This window comes from Massilia rubra (genome assembly GCF_011682065.1).
Lineage (GTDB): Bacteria > Pseudomonadota > Gammaproteobacteria > Burkholderiales > Burkholderiaceae_D > Telluria_A > Telluria_A rubra.
Window position 1 is genome coordinate 18,473 of the sequence record NZ_VUYU01000036.1, and the last position, 25,028, is coordinate 43,500.

The 25,028-nt window shown below is 61.9% G+C and carries 21 protein-coding genes, 1 tRNA gene, 2 pseudogenes and 1 riboswitch; of the genes and pseudogenes, 12 read left to right on the forward strand and 12 right to left on the reverse strand.

The genetic code is table 11. From position 1 onward, the window contains the following. Positions 1 to 256 precede the first annotated feature (256 nt). Positions 257 to 3,490: an RNA-directed DNA polymerase gene (locus tag F0185_RS30810; protein ID WP_167231947.1), complete on the reverse strand. Its 3,234-nt coding sequence runs from the start codon at positions 3,488 to 3,490 to the stop codon at positions 257 to 259. Between the two features lie 81 nt (positions 3,491 to 3,571). Next, a pseudogene (locus F0185_RS35075) lies at positions 3,572 to 4,268 on the reverse strand (IS21 family transposase); the annotation flags it as partial. Between the two features lie 260 nt (positions 4,269 to 4,528). On the opposite strand from F0185_RS35075, the pseudogene F0185_RS35655 reads away from it, so the two are divergent. After that, a pseudogene (locus F0185_RS35655) lies at positions 4,529 to 4,642 on the forward strand (transposase); the annotation flags it as partial. Positions 4,643 to 5,214: 572 nt separating this feature from the next. Here F0185_RS35655 and F0185_RS30820 read toward each other — a convergent pair. From F0185_RS30820 to F0185_RS30860, 9 genes are all read right to left on the reverse strand, one after another. Next, positions 5,215 to 5,290 (reverse strand) — tRNA-Lys (locus F0185_RS30820). 81 nt (positions 5,291 to 5,371) lie between these two features. Beyond that, positions 5,372 to 6,133, reverse strand: coding sequence for a tol-pal system protein YbgF (gene ybgF, locus F0185_RS30825; protein ID WP_167231950.1), 762 nt, complete (start codon positions 6,131 to 6,133; stop codon positions 5,372 to 5,374). 117 nt (positions 6,134 to 6,250) lie between these two features. Continuing rightward, on the reverse strand, positions 6,251 to 6,778 hold the full coding sequence (pal, locus tag F0185_RS30830) for a peptidoglycan-associated lipoprotein Pal (protein ID WP_167231953.1): 528 nt from the start codon (positions 6,776 to 6,778) through the stop codon (positions 6,251 to 6,253). A gap of 55 nt (positions 6,779 to 6,833) precedes the next feature. After that, positions 6,834 to 8,099, reverse strand: coding sequence for a Tol-Pal system beta propeller repeat protein TolB (gene tolB / locus F0185_RS30835; RefSeq protein ID WP_167231955.1), 1,266 nt, complete (start codon positions 8,097 to 8,099; stop codon positions 6,834 to 6,836). Continuing rightward, positions 8,092 to 9,153, reverse strand: coding sequence for a cell envelope integrity protein TolA (gene tolA, locus F0185_RS30840; protein WP_167231958.1), 1,062 nt, complete (start codon positions 9,151 to 9,153; stop codon positions 8,092 to 8,094). The genes tolB and tolA overlap by 8 nt, the downstream gene beginning before the upstream one ends. Before the next feature lie 5 nt (positions 9,154 to 9,158). Further along, positions 9,159 to 9,593: an ExbD/TolR family protein gene (locus F0185_RS30845; RefSeq protein WP_166887743.1), complete on the reverse strand. Its 435-nt coding sequence runs from the start codon at positions 9,591 to 9,593 to the stop codon at positions 9,159 to 9,161. A 12-nt stretch (positions 9,594 to 9,605) separates the two neighbouring features. Further along, positions 9,606 to 10,295, reverse strand: a complete 690-nt coding sequence (tolQ, locus tag F0185_RS30850) for a protein TolQ (protein ID WP_166873229.1) — start codon at positions 10,293 to 10,295, stop codon at positions 9,606 to 9,608. A 29-nt stretch (positions 10,296 to 10,324) separates the two neighbouring features. Next, a complete protein-coding gene (gene ybgC, locus F0185_RS30855) occupies positions 10,325 to 10,729 on the reverse strand; it encodes a tol-pal system-associated acyl-CoA thioesterase (RefSeq protein WP_166873232.1) in 405 nt (134 codons plus the stop codon). Between the two features lie 512 nt (positions 10,730 to 11,241). Beyond that, positions 11,242 to 11,988: an SDR family oxidoreductase gene (locus F0185_RS30860; RefSeq protein ID WP_166887740.1), complete on the reverse strand. Its 747-nt coding sequence runs from the start codon at positions 11,986 to 11,988 to the stop codon at positions 11,242 to 11,244. A 130-nt stretch (positions 11,989 to 12,118) separates the two neighbouring features. After that, a riboswitch (ZMP/ZTP riboswitch) is annotated at positions 12,119 to 12,229 on the forward strand. Between the two features lie 102 nt (positions 12,230 to 12,331). Here F0185_RS30860 and glyA point away from each other — a divergent pair. From glyA to F0185_RS30915, 11 genes are all read left to right on the forward strand, one after another. Continuing rightward, positions 12,332 to 13,579, forward strand: coding sequence for a serine hydroxymethyltransferase (gene glyA, locus F0185_RS30865; RefSeq protein ID WP_167231960.1), 1,248 nt, complete (start codon positions 12,332 to 12,334; stop codon positions 13,577 to 13,579). A gap of 34 nt (positions 13,580 to 13,613) precedes the next feature. Beyond that, positions 13,614 to 14,081: a transcriptional regulator NrdR gene (gene nrdR, locus F0185_RS30870; RefSeq protein WP_167231963.1), complete on the forward strand. Its 468-nt coding sequence runs from the start codon at positions 13,614 to 13,616 to the stop codon at positions 14,079 to 14,081. Positions 14,082 to 14,239: 158 nt separating this feature from the next. Next, on the forward strand, positions 14,240 to 14,818 hold the full coding sequence (gene pilV, locus F0185_RS30875; protein ID WP_167231966.1) for a type IV pilus modification protein PilV: 579 nt from the start codon (positions 14,240 to 14,242) through the stop codon (positions 14,816 to 14,818). Further along, entirely contained in the window at positions 14,815 to 15,759 is a 945-nt protein-coding gene (locus F0185_RS30880; RefSeq protein WP_167231968.1) for a PilW family protein, read from the forward strand. Before pilV ends, F0185_RS30880 begins: the two co-directional genes overlap by 4 nt. Before the next feature lie 6 nt (positions 15,760 to 15,765). Then, a complete protein-coding gene (locus tag F0185_RS30885; protein ID WP_167231971.1) occupies positions 15,766 to 16,386 on the forward strand; it encodes a pilus assembly PilX family protein in 621 nt (206 codons plus the stop codon). Continuing rightward, entirely contained in the window at positions 16,383 to 20,207 is a 3,825-nt protein-coding gene (locus F0185_RS30890; protein WP_167231974.1) for a pilus assembly protein, read from the forward strand. The genes F0185_RS30885 and F0185_RS30890 overlap by 4 nt, the downstream gene beginning before the upstream one ends. A 23-nt stretch (positions 20,208 to 20,230) precedes the next feature. After that, positions 20,231 to 20,680: a type IV pilin protein gene (locus tag F0185_RS30895; protein WP_167231978.1), complete on the forward strand. Its 450-nt coding sequence runs from the start codon at positions 20,231 to 20,233 to the stop codon at positions 20,678 to 20,680. Beyond that, on the forward strand, positions 20,677 to 21,246 hold the full coding sequence (locus F0185_RS30900; protein WP_167231981.1) for a GspH/FimT family pseudopilin: 570 nt from the start codon (positions 20,677 to 20,679) through the stop codon (positions 21,244 to 21,246). The genes F0185_RS30895 and F0185_RS30900 overlap by 4 nt, the downstream gene beginning before the upstream one ends. Positions 21,247 to 21,554: 308 nt before the next feature. After that, on the forward strand, positions 21,555 to 22,631 hold the full coding sequence (ribD, locus tag F0185_RS30905) for a bifunctional diaminohydroxyphosphoribosylaminopyrimidine deaminase/5-amino-6-(5-phosphoribosylamino)uracil reductase RibD (protein WP_187362699.1): 1,077 nt from the start codon (positions 21,555 to 21,557) through the stop codon (positions 22,629 to 22,631). 6 nt (positions 22,632 to 22,637) lie between these two features. Beyond that, complete coding sequence (locus F0185_RS30910) at positions 22,638 to 23,267, forward strand: riboflavin synthase (protein WP_167231988.1); 630 nt, start codon at positions 22,638 to 22,640, stop codon at positions 23,265 to 23,267. A gap of 73 nt (positions 23,268 to 23,340) precedes the next feature. Next, positions 23,341 to 23,799, forward strand: a complete 459-nt coding sequence (locus F0185_RS30915) for a GNAT family N-acetyltransferase (protein ID WP_167231991.1) — start codon at positions 23,341 to 23,343, stop codon at positions 23,797 to 23,799. 1 nt (position 23,800) lies between these two features. On the opposite strand, the gene F0185_RS30920 is transcribed toward F0185_RS30915, so the two are convergent. After that, positions 23,801 to 24,739, reverse strand: coding sequence for a GlxA family transcriptional regulator (locus F0185_RS30920; protein WP_167231994.1), 939 nt, complete (start codon positions 24,737 to 24,739; stop codon positions 23,801 to 23,803). Positions 24,740 to 25,028 lie beyond the last annotated feature (289 nt).

A 25,028-nucleotide genomic window follows, 5' to 3' on the forward strand; every position in this document is an offset into this window, starting at 1 on the left:
TTGAAGCAATAGCAATAGTCCTGCACGCAATGGCTCTGCAGCGGTGTGGCGGGTGGACAACGTCCAGATGGTATTTATTTACACTAGTTTTATCATTGCGAGCAAAGTGAGGTTGCTTTAGAGCTCGATTTTGAATTTCGGCATTTGCTCCATACAGGCGCTTTAGAATGGCCGTACTAGCCTGTACGGAGCACATGCAACATTTACACGACACGGTAGCGAATTCACCAAAAATAGGAAACCCCATTGCACATTTTCATCTTGCCGGCAATTTCCTGCGCAAATATGACAGCCTGAATCCCTCTGGAACAGGCTTAAATTTGTCACCTTCTAGCGGCCATCGCTTCGCGCGGCTCTGAAATGCGCGCAGCGAATCAATATCTAATGTGGCAGCTATTACAAAATCGTTGTCTCCACCGCGGACGCGCGCCAGCTCCCGGAGAAATGATTGTTTGGCAGGCGAACGAACTCGACTATCTCCATATTTTCTATTATTAACCAATATGGTGTAAGCATGTACGTCAAGCGCAGTAGACTCGATAAGTGATGAAAACGTGTCTATATCTTGGTTCCAACTTAGCACCATCAAAGCATCAACATCGCCTTGCAGTCTCACTCTAGCTTTGCTATTCTGGAGTTCGGAGCATACCATTATTCCAAAATGGGTTCCATTATGAATGTAAATTGGTTTGGTTGGCTTTTTTCGTCCTCCACGATTACCTGAATATCGCCAAACCTTACCGTGAATTTTCAATAAATTTTCATCTTCGGCTACTGCAGGTTCAAGCTTTGGTTGCCAAATTTTGACTGTCGCTGGGAAGCCTAATCGGTTATCTGTAAGCGTAAGGCATGCCTCGCTCAAAACTTCTCTCGTACCATTGAAGTGTCGATATTCTGTGCCGGCGATCATGCTGATCCCGACAGCACTCAATCGTGATGCTATACTATTTACCCAACGAATCGGAATTGATAATTCAGGAAATAGAACGTAATCTGGCCTTGGGCGTAGCCTGATCGTTTGATTAACTAAATCCGAAATGCGTCGATATCTATCGAGCGACAAATTCGGCTTTCCACTGGCCATTGCTGCCCAGTCACTGTCATCGGTTTTAATATTTGTCAATGCAACTATAATCTTGGTTTTGTTTTTCGTGCCAATGCGTAAAAATTTTGGCAAATGCTTTCCCTTTTCAGGAGATCGAATCGGTTCCGCCTGCTCCAGTGCCAATAATGTCGGTTTCACCCAGATGCCTCGCATCGCCTGCGAATACTTGGCCCAAATAACGGCAGGTCGCTCTTCGGTTGTTTTTCCACGATGGTTCGGTAAACCCACACATTCCGGCGCCAGTTCCGCTATCTCATCAGGGGAGTACGGTCGAGTCGGGAAAATATAAGGGAGATAACTCTCTCCCCGTTGTTCTTTCTTTTTCTCTACCCCAAATCTGGATTTTTCTGTAGAGGATAAAAATTCTTTAAGTGAATCAACATCGATTAAGCCAGCGGAGTCAAAATGTTCTAATATGGATTGCTCTCTTAATTTTTTTCTTTTATCTAATAATGCTGATGCTACCAATCGATTGATAACGTGTTTGTATGGGGTTTTCCCTAAATCTGCCATCGATATTAACGGGGCTTTGGCATAAAAATCGTTAAAACTGAATTTGAAATTAAGTATGTCTGCGGTGTTTGTAAATTGTTCAATTATTCCATCCATAAAAATCTTAGCCACCCGCGACTCTCGCTTTGTTCGTCGATTGCTAAGTAGACGATTAGGGTCATAGTAGCGCGCTGCAGAATCGATGAAAATCCAATTAAGCGTCCCCTTTAAGTATCGCCATAGTTGCGCTCCAGATCTTGCTTCTTTACCATTAAGCGATATTTCACCACCCTGAGTTACCGTCTCAGACAGATGATCAATGGATGCGTATGCATGCACGACTATTCTTTCAGCTTCTGCCCATTCATTCAGGCTAATCGCGAAACCCAATAGTCGAGGAAGATAGTTAAAGTGTTCGAAAATATTATCTGGGCGTAAAATGTGATTGTGAGCAAATTCGTAGAATTCCATCCGCTGTTTGACCCATTCTGATGGGGGTAAATCTCTAGCAAGAGTCTCAACGTGGCGGAGTTGAAGCGCCCAGCTTAGCCGCCGGATGGTTAAACCATCAGCGCGACGTAAAGTGTCCGCTCGCTCACTCATACTACTCGAAGCGGAAAGGACCCGAGCTGCAGTCGAATCTTCAAGTTGATCAGGCGACGGCATAAGGCGATGTTCACTTGATAGTTCGTATATTTCTTTTTCGATACTATCGAGAAGATCAAGTCCAGCTTGACCGTTGAGGATAAATAGCTTCTGTTTTTCGGATTGAAGTCTGATTTTTGAGTTTGCTTGAAGACTTTTTCCAAGCTGTATTTCCCAGATGCCTTTATCGGCAGATTTACCCTTTTTAAATATTTTCCCGCCAATGCGTTCCCTTAGGAATTCCATGAAGGCCGCAGTGTTATTTATTTTTCCGGTGTCATGAAAAACCAGAAACATATCATCCACATATCTACCGTAATGAATAGGAGATAACTTTTCTTTTATTAAGGCATCCCATCGGTATAGCAGCGAATTTGAGATAATTCTGGTAGCGGTCAGGCCAATAGCGAGCCCTCCACTAATGCGAAAATTTCCGCTTGTAAGTTTCTTAGAAAATTTCTCGGCTCCTCGTGCCCAATTAGCTAAGAATTCAGCTAACTGTTCAGTAAATTGGCACTCAGATTTTGAAAGGGTCAAATTAAGCGTATTTTGAAGGTCAATTGATGAAATTACTTTTGGATCGATATAGTGATAGTAACTTTTTAAGTCTAAAGAGACAGCTACAATTTCGCGATCTTTTTCTAGTTCCCCTCGGATTGCTTTAAGCCCGTCATTTCTCCAATTTTGATATGGTTGAAAATAGGGCGGGAATGATCCAATTGCGCTAATATGAAATGGTTGAAATGCACTCTTGTCAAGGTTCTCGTCATTGCTTATGCGTCTCAAACGCGCTCCGTAGCAGCATGCTTCTAACGCCGCATCAAATTTATGCCCGATCATATTAATCCATAATGCCGAAATAATATGAGCATTAACAGGAAAGTCACCGATTATGCGAAATTCCGGGATAATATCTTTTGTTTTATGCAAGCTTTCAAAGGCTCGCTCAGGTGATGAGAAATGAATGTGCCCACTGTTTTTAGAATCTTTTGCACGAGTTGATAATTTTTTCGGTACTACTCGAAATTCGCCTATTAGTTTTTCAGTTTTGGCGAATCCATCATTGTTACGCAATGATTCTAACAAAGCGCGCAAATTTTTGAGCAAATCCTGTTCATAATCGGCAAATTTTATCGCACTGGGAAACGTGTTCTCGAAAAAACAGTCGGCTTTCGCTTTGCGGTAAGCTACAAGCATGTCTGCTAAAGTAATCTCTTCCCATCCGTCAAATTTTGGCTGGTATTTCATAGCTCACCCTCTAATATATATTTTTGCGTATGCCGAGAGGCACAATTATTATAAATCTAATTTTGATTTAGATTCCAAAAAAATCTGGATCTTGGCTGTGACCACGTCGAGCTTCTGGCTGCTCTGCGCCAAGCTCCTGACCTGCGGCACGTAGAACGAGCGCCGCAGGTAGCTGTAGAAGCGTTCGACCTTGCCCTTGGTCTTGGCCCGGTACGGCTGGCACCGCTTGATGACGAAGCCGCTATGTCTGGCGTAGTTCAGGAGGCCGGTATGGAAACGGTGTTCCCCATAGGCATCGCGCTCAAGCACGACCGTCTTCATGTTGTCGTACAGGACCCGATGGGTCACGTCCCCGAACGCGGCAGGGTTTCCACCTTCATGCTGCTGAGCTGGCCCGGCTGAAGTCCAAGGTGGCGCAGAAGGCGTGCAGCGGCGTGCTGCCCTTACGGAACTCGACCCAGTCGACTTGCATCTGCTCGCCCATCGCCGTCTCGAAACGCGTCACCGGATCCGCAGGCGGCGCTGGCCGCAATGTCCTCAGGGGCGCGCGCAGCTGGCTCATCCAGCCCTGGTAGCCACGTGCCGCGATCTCGCGGTACAACACGGTCCTCGGAATCGTATACGGTGTTAGCCGTCTTGCGCTCCCTCAGATACTGCTCGAACTGCTCCAGCTTCCTCTGGCGTTTCACATTGCGCTCGTATTTGGGCACGGCATTGAGCGCCAAGGCCGCCGCACCGTGTTCACTGCGCAGCCAACCTGGGCGGCGATCTGCCGCAGGCTTTACCCATGCGTCCTCAGTAGGTGAACTTACACGTACACTTCTTTGGGTTTCAAGGCCGCTCCGCAAAGCGGCCATCTTCTCAAATCGGTGTATCAGTTTTCAATCGCCGCGTGTATCAGTTTACAACCGCTGCTGACAACTTTGCCCGCGTTCTCGGGACGCTCACCCACGCCTTGATAGCCGGCGTCGCCCTATAGTGGATCCACGATTGGAGACAGCAGTTTAAGCTATGGTTCTCAACGGAGGATCGCAGGGAATGACGGAAGCAAAGAAGCGGAAAGTGCATAGTGAGGATTTCAAGGCGAAGGTCGGTCTGGAGGCCGTACGCGATGTCAAGACGGTTAACGAGATCGCCCAGCTGCACGGCGTAGCCGGATCGATACTTTTACGAGGCGTGGGAAGTAACGGCGGTGCCGGACAGCCTAGAGTCTACGTTGCTATCCGATGAAGAGGCGAGCAAGCTCGTGAGCACACGGCTGGTGATCGAGCCGAACTAGGCCCGCTTCGGGACGGCCGATTGCCTGGATCCGTCGTTTAAGGTAGCGCAGCGTCGGCTCTATTCATATTTTGTGAAGCAATACAACCTCGAACCGAAGAGGCTGCCGTTGCCGGACAGGGTCCGCGAGATCACGGTCAAGTTCCGGGATTAGGTGGGCATTAATTTTTTATGTGCGGGACAGGGAGCAGCTGGTCCTGCATTGGGGAAGCTACTTTTTGAACGCCGTGAAGCAAAAGCGCTGATGCGAGCGGAATTGAAACGCCGTGGCGCGCTAATGGGGCATCATGGGATACCGCCCAAGTAGCCGCGATACTATAGGCGTACTAAAGGTTAGGCGAAATCCTTTTTGATTGCGAAGAAACCAGCTGAGACCGGATCAGTTCTAAAACAAAAAAGCAGTTACGATCGCTCGTAACTGCTTCATTTGCTTACTGCTCTATTCGTGGTAGGCCGTGCGGGATTCGAACCTGCGACCAACGGATTAAAAGTCCGCTGCTCTACCAGCTGAGCTAACGACCCGAAGAAGCAAGATTATAGGGGGCATCCACGTTTCTGTCAAATGCCCCAGCACACATTTTTTACCGGGGTGTGACGATCACCCTACTTCAGCACCGCCAGCCGGTCCTTGGCCGCTTGCGCCGCGCTCGAGTCCGGATATTTGGCGACCAGGTCCTTGAGCGCCTTCTTGGCGTTCTTGGTGTCCTTCAGTTCGGTATAGCTGCTGGCGATGTTGAGCATCGCGTCCGGCGCCTTGGCGCTGTCGCGGTACTGGCTCACCACCGTTTCCTGCGCCGAGATGGCGTTCTTGTAGTCGCGCAGCGCGTAGTAGGCGTTGCCCAGCCAGTACTGCGCGTTGGCGGCATAGCCCGAGGCCGGAAAGCGGCGCACGAAGTCGCCCAGCGCCGACGCCGCGCTCTTGTAGTCGCCGCCCTTGAACATGGCCATGGCCGCGTCGTAGGTGCGCTGCTCGTTCGGGTCGACCGCCGCTTCGCGTCCGTCGATGGTCACCTGGCGCGGTTCGAGCTTGCGCAGGCGCTCGTCGAGGTCGGTGTAGAAATCTTTCTGGCGCTTCTGGGCATTGGCCACTTCGTTGGTCAGCACTTCCAGCTGGCCGCGCAATTTGGCGATCTCGGACAGGGTCTGTTCCTGCTGGTTCACCATGTCGAGCGCGCTGCTGCGGTCGGACTTGGTGTCGATGCGGGCGTTGAGCTCGCGCGCGATGGTGTCGACCTTGGCGCGCAGTTCGAGGATGGCCTTGCGCGCCTCGTCATCGTCGAGCAGGCCGGCGTGGCTCTGCAGCGGCACCCAGGCGGCCAGCGCCAGGCAGGCGGCGGCAATGCGGGACTTGGACAGTGTGATCATGATCGTGACTCTTTCAAAACCGTTGAAACTAAAACACCGTGGCACAAGGTCAGCGGGGCGGGCACAGTTCGCACTGCGCGCCGCCCCGATGGTCCGGATGCCGGTTACGGCAAGCGATTAATAGACGATGTCGGCACGACGGTTTTCCGCCCATGCCGCTTCGCCGCCACCGGTCGCTTTTGGCTTTTCTTCGCCCAGCGAGACCGCTTCCATCTGCGACTCGGCCACGCCCAGCGAGGCCATCGACTTGCGCACGGCTTCGGCACGTTTCTGGCCCAGGGCCAGGTTGTACTCGGTGCCGCCGCGTTCATCGGTATTGCCCTGGATGATGATCTTGCGGGTCTTGTTCTTGGTCAGGTAGCCGGCGTGGTTCTCGACGATTGGCTTGCCATCTTCACGCACGACGTAGCTGTCGAGGTCGAAGTAGACGCTGCGTTTTGCCAGCGCGCCGGTTGGATCGTTGACAGGATCGACCACCGATTCGGTGGTTTGGGTCTTGACTTCGCGCGTATCGTCGGTCACGACGGTCTTGCCGGCAACCGGCTTTTCGGTCACTGGTGCGGGGGTGTCTTTGACCGGGGTGCTGCAAGCTGTGAGCAGGGCGGCGCTCGAGACGATGAATGCGAGGGTTTTAAAATTGCGCATGGGTGTTTTCTCCTGGACGGTGTTAAAAATAGCGTGAACGACGTTGATACTGCGATTACTTCATGAAGGGACCCCAGTTGGGCTCCCTGATGTTTCCTGCCTGGGTTGTTAAGCGCTGCTTGACCCTTCCATCGACCGACACCACAGCCAGCGAAGTACGGCCGCCGCCTTTGGTTGCGTACATGATGTATTTGCCGTTGGGCGAAAAACTCGGTTCGGTGGCCGCATCGGCCAGGCGCAGTTCCTGGCCGCTGGCCAGGTCCATCGCATAGAGGGAATAGCCACCGTCACGCTGGGAGACCCAGGCCAGGGTTTTGCCGTCCGAGGAGACGCGCGGGCTGATATTGTAACTGCCATTGAAGGTCACGCGCTGCGCGTTGCCGCCAGCCGTTGGCATTTTGTAGATTTGCGGGCCGCCGCTGCGGTCGCTGGTGAAATAGATGGTCTGGCCGTCGGCCGAAAATTGCGGCTCGGTGTCGATGCCGTTACTGTTCGAGACGCGGCGCAGGCCGCTGCCGTCGATGCCCACCACATACACCTGGGTGTGGCCGTCTTTCGACAAGGCCATCGTCAGGCGCGTGCCGTCGGGCGACCAGGACGGAGCCGAGTTGCTGCCTTTTTCATTGACCACGATCTTGCGCGCGCCGGTCACCAGGTCCTGCACGTAGATGATCGGTTTACGCTTTTCGAACGAGACGTAGGCGACCTTGCTGCCGTCCGGCGACCAGGCCGGCGAGATGATCGGTTCGTTCGAGCGCACCGCCACCTGCACCGCTTCGCCATCGGCATCGGCGATTTCGAGGCGGTAGTCGCGCGCACCGCGGTTTTCGTTGACGTAGGCGACGCGGGTGGCGAAGGCGCCGCGGCTGCCGGTCAGTTTTTCGTAGATATCGTCGGCGATCTTGTGGGCCGACAGGCGCGTGTATTTCGCTTGCGCGGACTGGGTCATGCTCGAGAGCTGATTGGTCTTGATGGTGTCATGCAGCTTGTAGCGCACTTCGAAACGCCCGTCGGCCAGCTTTTGCACGCTGCCGACCACCAGCGCATCGGCGCCGCGCGACTTCCACTGGCCGTAGTCGACCGGGGACGATTCGGACAGGGTGCTGCCAGCGTCGATGATCTTGAACATGCCGCTGCGTTCGAGGTCGGCGCGGATGATGGCCGAGACCTGCGCGGGCGCCACGCCTTCTTCGGCAAAGGCGGCAATCGCGATGGGAATCTGGTTGCTGCCGACGCCGACCACTTCCACGCGCATTTGCGCGTAGGCCGAGGAACCGGTGATGAGGGCGCCGGTCAATATCAATGTGCTGAGTTTAGTCATGGCTTTTTTGGGTTTCCTTCAATTTGAATGCGGCGGGAACTGACGGGTCTACCGTACCATCTTTTTTCTTTGGTAGCGGTGACGATTTGGCAATCGCGTTCTCGACCGCCTGGTCGTACGCCGGTACGCCACTGCTCTTGATCTTCTTGACCGACTTGATCTCACCGGTCGGCCATTGTTCGATCTGGTACACCGCTTGCGGATCGCCCGGCATGCTGGTGCTGCCCGTGTAATTCAGGTTGCTCTTGATCTTGGCGCCGATCGCGCCGAAATAACTCGGGTCGCCTTTCGGTGCGCTGCGCTTGTCGGCATCGCCATTGCCGCCGGTGTCGCCGGTGATGCGGCGCATTTCGGCGTCGCGCAGCTTGTCGAGTTTTTTCTGCTCCTCGGCCAGTTTCTTGTCCTTGGCGGCTTTGTCGGCCTTGGCCGCCTTGTCCTGGGCCTGCTTGTCCGCGAGCTTGTCCTGTTCCTGCTTTTGCTGCTCGAGTTTTTGCTGCTCGAGCTTTTGCTGTTCGAGTTTTTTCTGGTCGAGCTTCTTCTGATCGGCCAGTTTCTTCTGGTCGTCGAGTCTTTTCTCTTCGCGTTTCTTTTGCTCGGCCAATTCCTTGCGGGCCAGTTCCAGCTCGCGCTTTTCCTCGGCCAGGCGCTGCTCCTGCTGGAGCTTCTGTTGCTTGAGTTTCTTCTCGCGTTCGAGCGCAATATCGGGCGGCTTGACGGCGGGCGGCTTCTCCACCGGCTTCTCAGGCGGCTTTTCGGCCGCTTTCTCGACCGGCTTTTCTACCGGTTTTTCGACCGGCTTGGGCGGCGTCACCGCTTTCACCACGCGCGGCGGCGGTTCCGCCGGCGCCAGGGGCGCGGCGTCTTGCACTTGCGGGTCCCACAGTTCCGCCTCGGTTGTGGTCGGCGCCACGTTCTGCCAGTTGATGCCGGCCCACAGGAACAACAACAGACCGGCGTGCACGGCCAGCGCCAGCACGACCGAGGGGACGCGGCTCGGCTCGGGCGGCACGGTGTAGGGGCCGCCCGGATTAGCGGCGGGAGTGAGGGGCGCCATCGTCTTCACTTGGTGGCAAGGCCGACCCGGTTGATGCCCATTTTTTTCGCTTCGGAAACGAGCTGGATCACGTCGTCGTACTTGCTGTCGCGGTCGCCGGCAATCATCACCGGGTATTCCGGATGCTCGGCGTGCAAGGTGCGCAGGCGGCGCATCACGGCGTTACGGTTCGGCAATTCCTCGGCCGCGGCGCTGTTCTTGCCGTTGATGCCGATGCTCAGGCTGGCGTTCGGTTTCAACACGATCTGGATGTAGTCGTCCGGCGGCAGGGCGGATTTCTCCGCGCTCGGCAGGTTGATCACGCTCGGGCTGTTGGCCGGTGGCACGACCATGAAAATGATCAGCAACACCAGCATCACGTCGATGTAGGGGACGACGTTGATCTCGGACTTGAACTTGCGTTTGCGTCCGCCGCGCAGGCTGCTGGAAAACGATGCCATGAGTGCCTCCGATCAGCGCGACTGGCGCTGCAAGATGTTCGAGAATTCTTCGACGAAGCTCTCGAAGCGGATGGCCAGGCGGTCGATATCGTGCGTGAAGCGGTTGTAGGCGACCACGGCCGGAATGGCCGCGAACAGGCCGATGGCGGTCGCGATCAGCGCTTCGGCAATGCCGGGCGCCACGGCGGCCAGGGTCGCCTGCTGCACGTTGGCCAGGCCGCGGAAGGCGTTCATGATGCCCCACACGGTGCCCAACAGGCCAATGTACGGCGAGACCGAACCGACCGATGCCAAAAAGTTCAGGTGCGAATCGAGGGCGTCGAGTTCGCGCTGGAAGGCGGCGCGCATGGCGCGGCGGGCGCCGTCGAGCACGGCACCGGTGTCGAGCGGATCGCGCTGCGGGGACGCTTGCTTGCCCTTGATGAATTCGCCCATGCCGGCTTCGAAGATGCGCGCCAGCGCGCCGCTCTGTTCGCGCGTGGTGCTGGCGTTCTGGTGCAGGGTATGCAGGTTGCCGCCGGCCCAGAAGCTGCGTTCGAACTGTTCGGTCTGCTGGCGGGCGGCGCGCACGGCGAAGGCCTTGCGGAAGATATAGGTCCAGCTCATGATGGACAGGCCCAGCAAGAGTGCCATGATCAATTGCACGATCAGGTGCGCGTTACCGATCAGGGCGATAAAGGAAAGGTCTTGGGCTGCATTCATTGGCGTTGGATTTTTCTAGGTGTGAAGTGTCAGGCGGCACGCATTTTAGCAGCGGTAGCGTCGGGCAGGGCGCGGGGACGCAGGGTGACCGCGTCGACGCAGCCCACTTTGACCGTCGCGCTGGCCAGCAATACGTCGCCGTGCCAGGCTTGCTGGAGGAACTGGACCGATGCGCGCCCCAGTTTTTCTATACTCAATGTCAAGTTTAATGCATCATCAAGCCGGGCTGGCGCGTGATAGTCGATGCTGGCGTTCTTGACGACGAAAATCGCGCCGTGTTCGTCGCGCAGCGCCTGTTGGCCGACGTTGGCCGCACGCAGCCATTCGGTGCGCGCGCGTTCGAAGAATTTGAGGTAGTTCGCGTAAAAGACGATGCCGCCGGCGTCGGTGTCTTCGTAATAGACCCGTACCGGCCAACTGAATACTGAGGGCATTTCATTTGCCATAAGTGAATATCGGAAACATTTTACGCGGTTTTTTGCTGTAAATGTACGCAAGCGTACATAAAGATGGCGCCCAGCGGGCCGGATGGCGCACAAGTAGACGTGAGCCATGGCGAAGTGCCAAGTTCTGTAACAATCGCTTACATGGGCGAGTAGTCGTGTTACGCGGCCGCAGTTCCCGCCCATACCCTCGTCGTTCCCGGCACTGCCGGAACCGACTTCCCGCGCAGGAGGCTGTCTCAAAAGGGACGCGTTCAACGACTACCACCTCCAGCACCGTCATTCCCGCGCAGGCGGGAATCCCATTCCGTGGCATAGCAGCGAACTTGGATTCCCGCCTGCGCGGGAATGACGGATAAGAGTCTACCGCCTAGCGGTGAGTTTAGCGTTTTGAGACAGCCTCGCAGGCGGGAATCCAAGTTAGTGGTTTAGCAACTGCAGCATGAGCTTGGGTTCCCGCCTGCGCGGGAAGTCGGTTCCGGCAGTGCCGGGAACGACGAAAGTTACGTCCGCTTGATCGCAAACGGGCCGAACCCCTGGCAGGTCGGCATCATCTCGATCGTATTGATATTGATATGCGGCGGCAGCGTGGCGATCCAGAACGCGGTGGCGGCGATATCCTTGGCCGTCAGCGGCTGCGTGCCTTCGTATACCTTGGCCGCTTTCTCATCGTCGCCCTTGAAGCGCACGTTCGAAAACTCGGTTCCGCCGCACAAGCCCGGCGCCAGGTTGGTCGCGCGCACGCCCGTGCCGGCCAGGTCGGCGCGCAGGTTCAGGGTGAACTGGTCAACAAAGGCCTTGGTCGCACCGTACACATTGCCGCCCGGGTAAGGGTAGTTGCCGGCCACCGATCCCAGATTAATGATCAGCCCGCTTCCGCGCTCGACCATGGCCGGCAGCAGCGCGCGCGTCATCGTCACCAGGCCGGTGCAGTTGGTGGCGATCATGGTTTCCCAATCGGCCAGCGGAGCTTCGTGGGCCGGCTCGGTACCCAGCGCCAGGCCGGCATTGTTGATCAGCACATCGACCTGGCGCCACGATTGCGGCAGCATCGACAAGGCTTCGTTGATCGACTCCTTGCAGGTGACATCCATGACGATCGGCAAAGCCAGGTCGCCCAGCTCGGCCGCGAGGGCGTCCAGGCGGTCCTTGCGGCGCCCGCTGATGACGACCTGATGGCCGTTGTTGACGAAGGTACGCGCCATTTCGGCGCCGAAGCCGGCCGAGGCGCCGGTGATGAAAACGATCATAGTGGTGTCCTGGAGAAGTGCAATGCTGTGCCGGATTGTAGCCCAAGTGACCCGATTGGCCGCTACCTGCCATTTAGGCAATCCCATTCCTTGCCCTATTCAAGGACTTAACTTACAATTTGGGCTCCATTACGTCTCACGTAACTGGCGAAAAGTCGCGGCGCATTGCTGCCTGGCGGCGAAAGGTGGGCATCCACCGGGGAACGTGAGATTTCATCAGCCGTTCGCCTGGGCAGCCACCGATGGAAGCGCACGATGAGGCTGCCTGTTCCATTTCCGACGGCTCCCCTCATTCGACCCTTGCAATCAGGTGCCTCGCACTCTTATCGATTGGAGTTTTTTCATGTTTTCAAAAGAACACACGCTCGCCCATGTTGACCCGGAATTGTGGGGCGCGATCCAGAAGGAAAACGCACGCCAGCAAGATCACATCGAACTGATCGCGTCCGAGAACTACACCTCGCCGGCCGTCATGCAAGCCCAGGGCTCGCAGCTGACCAATAAATACGCCGAAGGCTATCCAGGCAAGCGCTACTACGGCGGCTGCGAATTCGTCGACATCGCGGAACAATTGGCGATCGACCGTGTCAAACAATTGTTCGGCGCCGAAGCGGCCAACGTGCAGCCGAACTCCGGCTCCCAGGCCAACCAGGGCGTGTTCTTCGCCATGCTCAAGCCGGGCGACACCATCATGGGCATGTCGCTGGCCGAAGGCGGCCACCTGACCCACGGCATGGCGCTGAACATGTCGGGCAAGTGGTTCAATGTGGTGTCGTACGGCTTGACCGAGCAGGAAGACATCGACTACGACGCCATGGAGCGCCTGGCGCATGAGCACAAGCCAAAAATGATCATCGCCGGCGCATCGGCGTTTTCGCTGAAAATCGACTTCGAGCGTTTCGCCAGGGTCGCCAAGGCGGTGGGTGCTTACTTCATGGTCGACATGGCGCACTACGCCGGCCTGATCGCCGCCGGGGTCTACCCGAACCCGGTGCCGCACGCCGACTTCGTCACCTCGACCACGCACAAGTCGCTGCGCGGCCCGCGCGGCGGCATCATCCTGATGAAGGCCGAGCACGAAAAAGCCATCAATTCGGCCATCTTCCCCGGCATCCAGGGCGGCCCGCTGATGCACGTGATCGCCGGCAAGGCCGTTGCCTTCAAGGAAGCGCTGGAGCCATCGTTCACCGAGTACCAGAAACAGGTCGTGAAAAACGCCGACGCGCTGGCCAAGGCGTTGATCGCGCGCGGCCTGCGCATCGTGTCCGGTCGCACCGAGTCGCACGTCATGCTGGTCGACCTGCGCGCCAAGAACCTGACCGGCAAGGAAGCCGAAGCCTTGCTGGGCGCCGCCCACATGACCTGCAACAAGAACGGCATCCCGAACGATCCGCAAAAACCGTTCGTGACCTCCGGCATCCGCCTCGGCAGCCCGGCCTTCACCACGCGCGGCTTCAAGGAAGAAGACGCCACCACGGTCGGCAACCTGATCGCGGACATCCTCGACAATCCGAACGACGCCGCGGTCGTGGAGCGCGTCAAGCTTGAGGTCAAGAAGCTGACCGACAAGTATCCGGTCTACGCGGCTTGATCTAAGCGACACTCACAGCAGCAGCCCCGGCCCCATGAAATGTCCCTTCTGCCAGCATGAAGATACGCAGGTCCTCGATACGCGCGTATCCGAGGAGGGCGATTCGATCCGGCGCCGGCGCCGCTGCGTCAAGTGCGACAAGCGCTTTACCACCTATGAGCGGATCGAATTGTCGATGCCGATCATTGTCAAGAAAAACGGCAGCCGCACCGAGTACGCCAGCATCAAGCTGCGCGGCAGCCTGATGCTGGCGCTGCGCAAGCGGCCCGTGTCGGCCGAGGCCATCGACCAGGCCGTCGCGTCGATCGAGGAAAAACTGCTCACCAGCGGACAGCGCGAGGTCGATACCGGCCACGTGGGCGAGCTGGTCATGCAGGAACTGAAACGCCTCGACAAGATTGCCTACATCCGTTTCGCGTCCGTGTATAAAAACTTCGAAGACCTGGCCGAGTTCCAGGAAGCTATTGCCGAAGTAGGTCACGAACGCAAACCGCGTAAATAGTTCAGCTCACACTCTTGAGGCAGGCCATGCGCGCCTGCCCTCAGCGCTGTTAACGTAGCTCCCAAGCGATCCAGTTCTCACCATCACCGACCTTGCAGCCCTGGCTGACAGGCTGCGGCGGCATGACCGGGCGCGTCGTTCAACGTTGCGGGGGAGTCATGCGCGCATTGCGAAATCATGTCGCCGGCGGATTCACGCTCATCGAAGTGCTGGTGGCGCTGGTGCTGCTGGCCGTCGGCATTCTCGGCGCCCTCGGCACCCAGGTTGCGGCGCTGCGCACCCGCCAGGAATCGAGCCTGATGTCGCGCGGGGTACACCTGGCCAGCGGCCTGGCCGAACGCATGCGCGCCAATGGCGCACAAATGCGCCTGGGCGACGCCATCAATCCCTATTTGCAACTACGCTACGAGGCGGGCGAGGGCGCGCCGCCGCCCGCGCCTTCCCAATGCTACGGCGCGGGCCGTTGCGACAGTGCGCAACTGGCGCGCTTCGACATCGCCGATACGGTGGCCGCGCTGCACGCCGGCTTTCCGGGCGGGCGCATCGCGGTGTGCCGTGACGCCGTCGTGTGGGACGATGCGGGCCAGGCGCTGGCGTGGGAGTGCGCCGGCGCGGCCGGGGCGCCGGTGGTCATCAAGCTCGGCTGGCATGTCCGCTCCGCGCAGCGCGCCGGGCCGGGCGCCGCCGCGTCCCCAGCTCCGGCGCTGGCGGTGATGCTCGCGACGGGGGCGCCATGAGGGCGCGCCTCGGCTCGCGATGGCTGCGCCAGGCCGGCCTGGGCCTGGTCGAACTGATGGTCGCGCTGGTGCTCGGCCTGCTTGTGACCCTGGCGGCTGCGGCGCTGCTGGTGTCCGCCCAGTCCGGCTACGCCGCACAGAACGCACTGGCGCAGACCGACGACGCCGGCCGCTTCGCGCTCGAGGCCATCGAACGGGCGGCGCGCCAGAGTGCCTGGGTCGATCTCGAGCGCGAAGACGCGCCGCCATCGTCCGCCGCGACGGCCGCCCGCATCGGCGGGCTGGACAACCATGTGCTGGCGGGCGGCGGGCCGGATATCGCCAACGCGCGACCGGGCGGCGTCAACGGCAGCGACGTGCTGGCGCTGCGCTTCGACGGCGCGGGAGCCGGACCCGATGGCGATGGCAGCGTGCTCAGCTGCGCCGGCTTCGCGGTCGGCGCCGCTCACGAGGGCTGGAGCATTTTCTATGTCGCTCCGGATGCCGCCGGCGACGCCGAACTGCGCTGCAAATACCGTGGCCAGAAGAACTGGCGCAGCGAGGCGCTGGTGGGCGGAGTCGATACCTTCCAGGTCTTGTACGGGCTCGACACCGACGAGCCCGGGGACGGCTTGCCCGACCGCTACCTGGCCGCCGCGGCCGTCAACGCGCTGGACGCCTCCCTGATACTCGACGGCGCCACCCCGGCAGAGCGCGAGCGCGACCTGCGCCGCAAGACCCACTGGAAGCGCGTGGCCAGCGTCAGGGTGGCGCTGTTGCTGCATGGCGCGCCCGGCGGCGGCGGGCGCGAACCGCTTGCCTACGACCTGTTCGGCCCCGGCTACAGCGGCGCCGACGACCCAGGCACGCGCATCGACGAAGCACGCCTGCCGCCGGCGCAGCGCTGGCGCGAGCGGCGCACCTTCGCCACCACCATCGTGATGCGCAACGCGGCCCTGTGAAACGCCATGCCAAGCCTTCCTTGCCGAAGTGACCGCCAACATGGCGCCGTGCTGCTGACAGCGCTGTTCGTGCTGCTGGCGCTGATGATCCTCGGCGTGTCCGCCGCCCGTAGCGCGCTGAGCAGCGAAAAATCGGCGCGCCACGAGCGCGACCGCCAGATCGCATTCGGTGCGGCCGAGGCCGCGCTGGCCGACGCCGAACACGATATCGAGGGCGGCAGCGATCCCTCATCCCAGCGCGCGGCACTGTTTTCGCGTGGCAATGCGCTCGGCTTCGTCGACGGCTGCGGGGCCGAGCGCGAGCTCAATGCCGGCCTGTGCCTGCACGTGCCGGGGCAGGCGGCGTGGCAGCATGCCGATCTGTCGGGCAATGACGCAAGGCCGGCGGCTGGTGTGGCGTACGGCCGCTTCACCGGTGCGCAGCTGCCGTCGGGCAAGGGCACGCTGCCGCTGCGAGCGCCGCGTTACCTCATCGAACTGTTGCCGCACACCCAGGCAGGGGCCGATGCCGCCCGTCCGCCAAGCAACTTTTATCGCATCACGGCGATCGGCTTCGGCGCGCTCGATGCGACCCGGGTGGTGCTGCAAACCTTCTACCTCAAGGCGGCGCCGGAGGAGGGGGCATGAACGCCATCCTCCGACGCCTGTGGGCGGGTCTGCTCACGTCGTCGCTGACCTTGTTGCTCGCCTGCTGGGCTTGCACGGCCGGCGCCGCGCCGCCGCTGTTGCAGGTGCCCGACGGCGTGCTCGGCGCACCGGGCCAGATGCCGCCCAACCTGCTGATCAATCTGTCGCTCACCTTCGACGACGCCGGCGCGGCCTATCGGAGCGAGTATGCGAACGCGACCGATTATCCCGGCTACTTCAATCCGCGCCTGTGCTACCAGTATCCGATGAAGGCGCATTCGCGCTCCATACGCGAGCCCGACCTGGATGAGCGCCTCGGGCATTTCGCGCCGCTCGGGCCGGCGCGGGCGGACCATGCCTGCGGCGGCGATGCTTTCAGCGGCAACGTATTGAACTGGGCCACGGCCTCGACCCTTGACCTGGTGCGCCTGGGCCTGACCGGCGGCGACCGCGTGATCGACGACGCCGGCATCACCGTGCTGCAACGCGCCTGGCTGCCCGATGGCGCGGCACATGTCGATTTTTACGCGAACGCCCTGCATTTCCCGCGCAAGATGCTGCCCGCCGCCGACAGCGCGGCGCTGACCCCGTTCGGTAAAATCGACCTGTATATCGTGTCGTGCCGCAATCGGGTGCTGTTCAGCGACACCAACAAAGGCAAAAGCTGCGACGCACCCCGTTATGGCGCGGACGGCAAGCGGCTGGTGTCCGATAAATTCCATGGCGAATTTCTCGCGCGGGTGCGCGTCTGCACGCCTGAGGACAGCGCCAGCCGGCCGGCCTTGTGCCGACCGTACGGCGGGGCCTTCAAACCGGAAGGCGCGCTGCAAGGGCACGCCGGGAGCGCGCGCATCGGCGTGATGGCCTACGCGGCAGGCGAGCGTGACAACGGCGGCGCGCCCGATGGCGGCGTCCTGCGCGCACCGCTCAAGTTCATCGGCGCCCAGGCCATCGACGCCCCGCGCTACGAAGCGCAGCCCAACCCGCGCGCCGAATGGAGCGACCAGACCGGCGTGTTCGTCCCCAATCCCGATCGCGCCAGCGGCGCGGCCAGCGGCAGCATTGCCGCCATCAACCTGGCGGGCAGGAGCAAGCCGGCCAGCGCCGGCAGCTATGCCGTTAGCGACCCCGGCGCGGAACTGTATTACGAAGCGCTGCGCTATTTGCAGGGCCGCGAACCGGGCGCGGCAACTGGTGGCGTCGCGCCGGATGGCTTGCCGGTGTGGGCTAGCCGCACCGACCCGGTAAGCGCCGCCTGCCAGCGCAACGTGATCGCCACCATCGGCCACCCGGCCTTTATCGACGACCGCCACGTGCCGGGCAACACCCGGACCGGGCGCAACGACGCCGCGCGCGCCGCCGACGCCTTCGCCCCGGTCCGTTTCGACGTCATGCAGGCAACGCGCCGCGTCGGCGACATGGAAACCGACCGTGGCGGCGCCTACGGCAACAGCGCGCCCCGGTCCGATCTGGGCGAGCTCGACCTGCGTAGCGACGGGCCGAACAAGGCCGGCAGCCTGTACCTGGCCGGCGCGGCCTGGTGGGCGCACACCAACCCAATCCGGCGCGACAAGCCGGTCATCGTCACCAGCATGGCGCTCGAGCTCGGCACAGCGGCGGACAAGGGCGCCAGCGCGCTGTACCTGGCCGCCAAATACGGCGCCTTCGACGACCGCAATGGCGACGCCAATCCCTTCATCACCAGTGGCGACCGGCGCGACGATACGGAGTGGCGCGCCGGGGGCGGCAGTCCGGCTGGCTTCTTTGCCGCCGGGGACGCGTTTGCGATCGGGCCGGCCATCGAGGCCCTGTTCGCCGCTGCGGCTAACAGCGGCGGCGACACGCCCGGTGCGCTGGTGGCCAGCCCCGTCGGCAAGGGGCGCGGCTTCGTGCTCCAGGCCAGCGGCGACCTGTCCAGGGCTAGCGGCAGCCTGCGGCGGCGCGCGCTTACCGTGGGCAAGGACGGCGCACCGTCGATCTCGGACAAGGTGGACTGGGACGCCGCCGAACTGTTGACCGGCAACGATGGTGTGCGCCCAGCGCTGCCGCCCCGTACGGCGCCGGCGGCGCGCAAGATCTACACCTTGGCCTACCGGCCCGACAAAACGGTGACGATCCCGTTCGACTGGGCCAGCCTGCCGCCAGAAATGCGCGCCCTGCTTGACGTTGCCCTTGCCGGCGGCGCGCCGGACGGACTGGGCGAAGCGCGCACGGCCTTCCTGCGTGGCGAGCGCGGCAGGGAATCCGGCCAGCCGGGCGGCGTCCTGCGGCGCCGCGCCAGCGTGCTCGGTGATGTGGTTCACAGCGTGCCCCTGCTGGTCGGGCCGCCGCCGCCGTCGCGCGGCGAGCCGGCCTATCTCGACTTCTACAAGCGCCAGCGCGCGCGGCCCGGCGTGGCCTATGTCGGCGCCAACGACGGCATGCTGCACGCTTTCGACGCCGCCACCGGTGTCGAACTGTTTGCCTACGTGCCGCACGCCTTGACGCCGGCGCTGGCGCGGCTGGCCGACCCCGGCTACCGTCACCGGCCCTATGTCGACGCCAGCGCCGGCAGCGGCGAAGCGCTGCTCGACGGGCGCTGGCGCACCATTCTCGCTTCGGGCATGGGCATGGGTGCGCGCGGCGTCTTCGCGCTCGACATCTCCGACCCGGCCGCCTTCGACACCGGCCTTGGCGCGCTGTGGGAATTCACCGGGCGCGACGACCCGGCCATGGGCCATGTCGCCACGCCGCCCCAGGTCGCCAGGTTCCGGACCGCCGTCAAGGATGGCGTGCCGCAGTACCGCGATTTTGTCGTCGTCGCCAGCGGCATCAACAATGGCCTCGCGGATGGCGGCGGCGCGCTGTTCCTGCTCGCGCTCGACAAGCCGGCCTCCGCGCGCTGGCAGCGCGGCGTCAATTACTACCGCTTCATCACGCCGGCGTCCGATCCGGCGCAGCCCAATGCGCTCTCGCCCCCGGCGCTGGCGCTGGCCGGCGACGCCAGCGTGCGCCATGCCTACGCGGGCGACTTGCAGGGCCGGTTGTGGCGTGTCGATTTCAGCGGGGCGGCGCCATGGAACTCGGCGCTGTCGCCGCTGTTCGACGCCCGCGACGCCGGCGGCAGGCCCCAGCCCATCGCGCACGCGCCCCGCATCGTGTTCGCCCCCGGTGGCGGCTACCTCGTGCTGTTTGGCACCGGCAAGTTCATCGAAGCGGCCGACACCCAGCGCAGCAGTTTCCTTCCGCAATCGTTTTACGCCGTCCACGATGCCCTGGGCAAGCAGCCGCCGCTGTCGCGCGCGCGGCTGGCGCCACGCACCCTCAGCGGCACGGCGCGCTATGCGGTGGCGGGCGAGCCCGCCGAACTGGACGGGACAGACGCGCCAAAAGGCTGGTTCTTCGATTTCCCGCAAACCGCCCTCGACGGCGAGCGTGCCGCCGCCAGCCCGGTAACGCGCGGCGGCGCCCTGATCGTCGACACCTTGCTGCCTGGCGCCGACCCGTGCAGTGCGCCAGCGTCGCGCAGCTATGTGCTCGACGCGCTGAGCGGCCTGGCCATCGGCGCCGACGGCCGGGCGCGTTCCGGCGAAAGCACGGGCGAGCGCTACCCCACCTTGGCCGGCGTGCCGCCGCTACTGATCGAGACCAGCACCAGCACCGGCGCGCGCGGCGCCAGCGGCCGCGCCGAGGCGGCGCACACCTACGCCATCGTACGCCCGCAGGACGGCGGCAAGGCTGTACCGGCGCAGCAGGTCGGCATCCGCACCCCGTCGCGCCGCCTCGGCTGGCGCGAGGTGCACAACTGGCAAGACCTGCACGATGCGGCAAAGAAAAAGTAATCACCCAAGCAAAGGAGCCGGCAATGAAACGCAGTCGAGGCTTTACCCTGATCGAAACCATGATCGCGATGACCATCATCGCCCTGCTGGCCGCGCTGGCCTATCCCGGTTACCAGGGCTTCGTGGTCAAGGCGCGCCGAACCGAAGCCCAGGCGGTCCTGCTCGATCTGATGCAAAAGCAGGAGCGCTATTACACGCAGCACAACCGCTACCTTGCGTTTTCGGCCGACCAGGGCGGGCCGGAACAAGAGCGCTTCAAATGGTGGTCCGGCGGCAGCGCGAAGTCGAGCGCCTACGAACTGCGCGGCAAGCCGTGCGCCGGCCAGGCGATCGCGCGCTGCATCGTCATCGAAGCCATACCCGGCACCGACAGGGTCGACGCCACGTTCCGCGATGGCGAATGCCAGACCCTGACGCTCGACAGCGCCGGCGAACACACGGCCAGCGGCAGCGCCACCGGTTGCTGGCCATGAGGCACGCAAGCGCGCTGCGGGCGAGCGCGTTTTCGCTGGTCGAGCTGATGGTGGTGTTGCTTGTCGCCGCCATCGGGCTCACCGTTGCCGTGCCGGACATGCGCGCCATGATCCGCCTGTACCAGCTCAACGCCGCCGTGAACGACTTGTCCGGCGCCATCGGCACGACGCGTGCGCAAGCGATGGCGCGTGGCCAGCGCGTCGTTCTCGCACCGCTTGAGCCCGCCGGCGCCGACTGGAGCCTGGGCTGGGTGGCGTTTGTCGACCACGACGGCGACCGCCGCCCGGGCGCCTCCGACGAGCTGATCGTCACGCACGGCCCGGTGGGGAAGGGCATTGTGGTCAGCGCCGTGTTTTCCAGCCAGAAGCTGCCGGATTACCTGGCTTACAACAGTGCCGGGCGCAGCTGCACGGCGACCAGCAGCGCGGCGGCGCGCTGGGGCACCTTGTCGCTGTTCCAGGGCGAGCAGACGCGGCGCATCAAGATCAACATGCTCGGCCGCGCCCGCGTGTGCGATCCGGCCCGGGACGGCGCGAATTGTGAAGGGGAAGAGGAGGAGTCTTAGCGGTGACCTTGGCAGCCGGCGGCGCGATTGCCTTGTCGCCGGCGACGCTTGCATCGGCACTTGCGCGCCGCTTGCATTGGCGCCAGCGCGGCGCTTGAATTGGCCGCTTGCTTTGCGCCGCTGTCGCGCTGCCGTCGTCGACGGCGGAGCGTTTGCCTCGTCACGGACGCGGGTAAAGCAGGGCCAGATCCAGGCTGCGAAAAAGCAGGCATCGCAGCCTCCCCGACGGGAACGGCTGTCTTGGCGTAAAATCTCGGTCAGCCATTTACGCTGGGACACTTGTGCAATTACTTACTGATTCAGCAGCCATGACCCTGGCCCTCGACTGGGCCGCCAAAGGGCTGTACACCACCTCGCCGAACCCGCGTGTCGGCTGCGTCATCGTGCGCGACGGTGTGGTCATCGGCGCCGGTCACACGCAACCGGCCGGCCAGGCGCACGCCGAAATCGACGCCCTGCGCGACGCCGAGGCCCGCGGTAACGACGTGCGCGGCGCCACCGCTTACGTCACCCTGGAGCCGTGCAACCATTTCGGCCGCACGCCGCCGTGTTCGGACGCCCTCGTGCGTGCCGGCCTGGGCCGCGTCGTCGCCGCCATGGTCGACCCCAATCCGCTGGTCGCCGGGCAAGGGCTGGCCAAGCTGGCGGCGGCGGGCATCGCCGTCAGTTCCGGGCTGCACGAAGCCGAAGCGCGCGAACTGAATATCGGTTTCCTGTCGCGCATGCAGCGCGGCTTGCCGTGGGTCCGCCTCAAGACCGCCGCCAGCCTCGACGGCATGACGGCCCTGCACAATGGCGCCAGCCAGTGGATCACGGGCCAGCAAGCACGGGCCGACGGCCATGCATGGCGCGCGCGCGCCTGCGCCATTCTCACCGGCATCGGCACCGTCAAGGCCGACGACCCGCAACTGAACGTGCGCGCCGTCGAAACCACGCGCCAGCCGCGCCGCGTCATCGTCGACAGCAAGCTCGAGATCGACCCCGCGGCGCGCGTGCTGGCCGGCGCGCCGAGCTGGATCGTGGCCGCCGTGCCCGATCCCGGCAAGGAAGCCGTGCTGCGCGCCGCCGGCCACGACGTCATCCTGCTGCCCAACGAGAGCGGCAAGGTCGACCTGCCCGCCCTGATGCGCGAGCTGGGCCGGCGCGACATCAACGAATTGCACGTCGAAGCCGGCGCCAGGCTGAACGGATCGCTGATCCGCGAGGGTTGCGTCGACGAACTGCTGGTCTACCTCGCGCCGAGCCTGCTGGGCGAAGCCCAGGGCATGTTCTCGCTGCCCGCCTTGACCAGCCTCGACCAGCAAAAGCGCCTGCGCTTTCACGATATTGCCCCGCTGGGCGAGGATCTGCGCATCCTCGCCCGCTTTACCCATACCAAGGAATAGACCAGCATGTTTACAGGAATCGTCGCCGCCGTCGGCAAGATCAGCTCCGTCCAACCACTCGAAGGCGGCCTCGACGCAGGCGTGCGCCTCGACATCGACGCCGGCGGCCTGCCGCTGGCCGACGTCGCCCTGGGCGACTCCATCGCCATCAACGGCGCCTGCATGACCGTGGTCGCCAAGACCGATGCCGCCTTCAGCGTCGACGTCTCGCGCGAAAGCCTCAACTGCACGGTCGGCCTCGACGCCCCGGGCGAAGTCAACCTCGAAAAGGCGCTGACCCTGGCCGAACGCCTGGGCGGCCACCTGGTGTCCGGCCACGTCGACGGGCTGGGGCTGGTGCACCGCTTTGAAGCCGTGGGCGAATCGTGGGAACTGGTCATCGACGCCCCGCACGACCTGGCCAAGTTCCTCGCCTTCAAGGGCTCGGTGGTCATCAACGGCGTCTCGCTGACGGTGAACCGGGTGGAAGACCTGGACGCCGCCTCGGGCAAGCTGTGCCGCTTCTCGATCAACCTGATTCCGCACACCATCTCGGTTACCACGCTCAAGCACTTGCGCGCCGGCAGCAAGGTCAACCTGGAAATCGACCTGATCGCCCGCTACGTCGAGCGCATGCTCTCGGTCGGCAAATCCTGACCGCAATCAAGGAATCCATCCGGCGGCGCACCCGCGTCGCGTCGCCATCCCCAGCGCCACCGAAAGCCGTCGCATGACGATCACCTTGCAAGCTGTTACCGAAGACAATTTCGACACCATCGTCGAGCTGCCCCTGCTGCCGGAGCAGCAGGACTACCTCGCCAGCAATGCCTACTCCATCGCCCAGGCAAGTTTCTATCCTGACAGTTTCTTTACGCGCGCCATCTGCCTCGACGACAAACCGATCGGGTTCCTGATGTATGTGTCGCTGGCCGATGAAGGCCAGCCGGGCGAGTACGCGATCTACCGGTTCATGATCGACAGCGGCGAGCAGGGCAAAGGCTACGGCCGGCGCGCGATCGGCCTGGCGCTCGACGAGATCCGCAGCCGTCCCGATGCGGAGGTGATCCAGATCTGCTACTGGCCGAGCAACCCGGTGGCAAAAGACTTTTACGCCAGCCTGGGCTTCGTCGAAACCGGGCTGGACGAAGAGGGTGAGATGTACGCGGAAATCCGCCTGGGCGGCGCTTAGTTCAACTCGACCGGAAATTTTGCCGGTAATGTTGGGGACTGGTGCCGACCTGTTTGCTGAAACATGCCCGCATGGCCGCGCTGGTGCCGAATCCGGTGGCGTTGGCAACTTGCTCGACTGACAGCGCGCTCGTTTCCAGCAGATACTGGGCTCGCCGCACGCGCGTGCCCAGCAGCCATTGCAGGGGCGAGGTGCCGGTTTGTTCCAGAAAGCGCCGGCTGAGCGTACGCTTGCTCAGCGCGGCATGCGCGGCGATGGCTTCCAGCGTCAACGCGCGATGCAATTGCGACTCCATCCATTTCAGAACCGGCTGCAGCGCCAGCGACGATGACGGTTCCGGATGCACGATGAACTGGGCCTGGCCGCCGCCACGTTCGGGCGGCATCACGGCCGCGCGCGCGGCATCGGCGGCGACGGCGGCGCCATAGTCGCGCCGCACCAGGTGCAGACACAGGTCGAGCCCGGCTGCGGCGCCCGCCGAGGTCAGCACCTTGCCGTTATCGACGAACAGCACGTTCGGGTCCACGGTCACGGTGGGAAAACGGCGCGCCAGTGCGCTTGCCGCCATCCAGTGCGTGGTGGCGCGCTGGCCATCGAGCACACCGCTCGCCGCCAGCAAAAAAGCGCCACTGCAAATCGAAGCGATCCGCGTCCCGCTGGCGGCAGCGGCCCTGATCGTGGCCAGCACCGCTTGCGACACCGGCGCGTCGATGTCGTCGATGCCCGGAATGATCAAGGTGTGCGCGCCGCCCGCGTGGCTCAGGTTGAATCGTGTGTGCAAGTCGAACAGCCTGGCCGCGACCGAGGGCGCTTCGCCGCAAACGATCACCTCGTAAGCCGCAGGCAAGCCCGGCACGCGAACGCGGCTGAATACTTCACAGGCCGTGGCCAGATCAAAAGGGATGACGCCGTGCGGCGCCAGGATGACGATTTTATGCATGGCGCAATTCTAGCGGCCCTATGCTGTCGTGTCAGTGCCAGGAGAAGGTTTGGCGCGATCCTTGCGCAATATGGCAATCGAGCCAATGTACCGACGCGGCGCTGGGGATTGACCGGTGATGGACGACGCCGACGCTTTCCACTGGCCGATACAAAGCAAGGCGCAGTACGCCTTGGTAGCGCACGGCGCAATCGTATATATTGAAGCCGCTGAAAGCGTCGTCCCGGATTTCCTGGGTCGATCATTGTCCGCCTCTTACAAGAGCGGGCAGAATCCCACATACATAAAC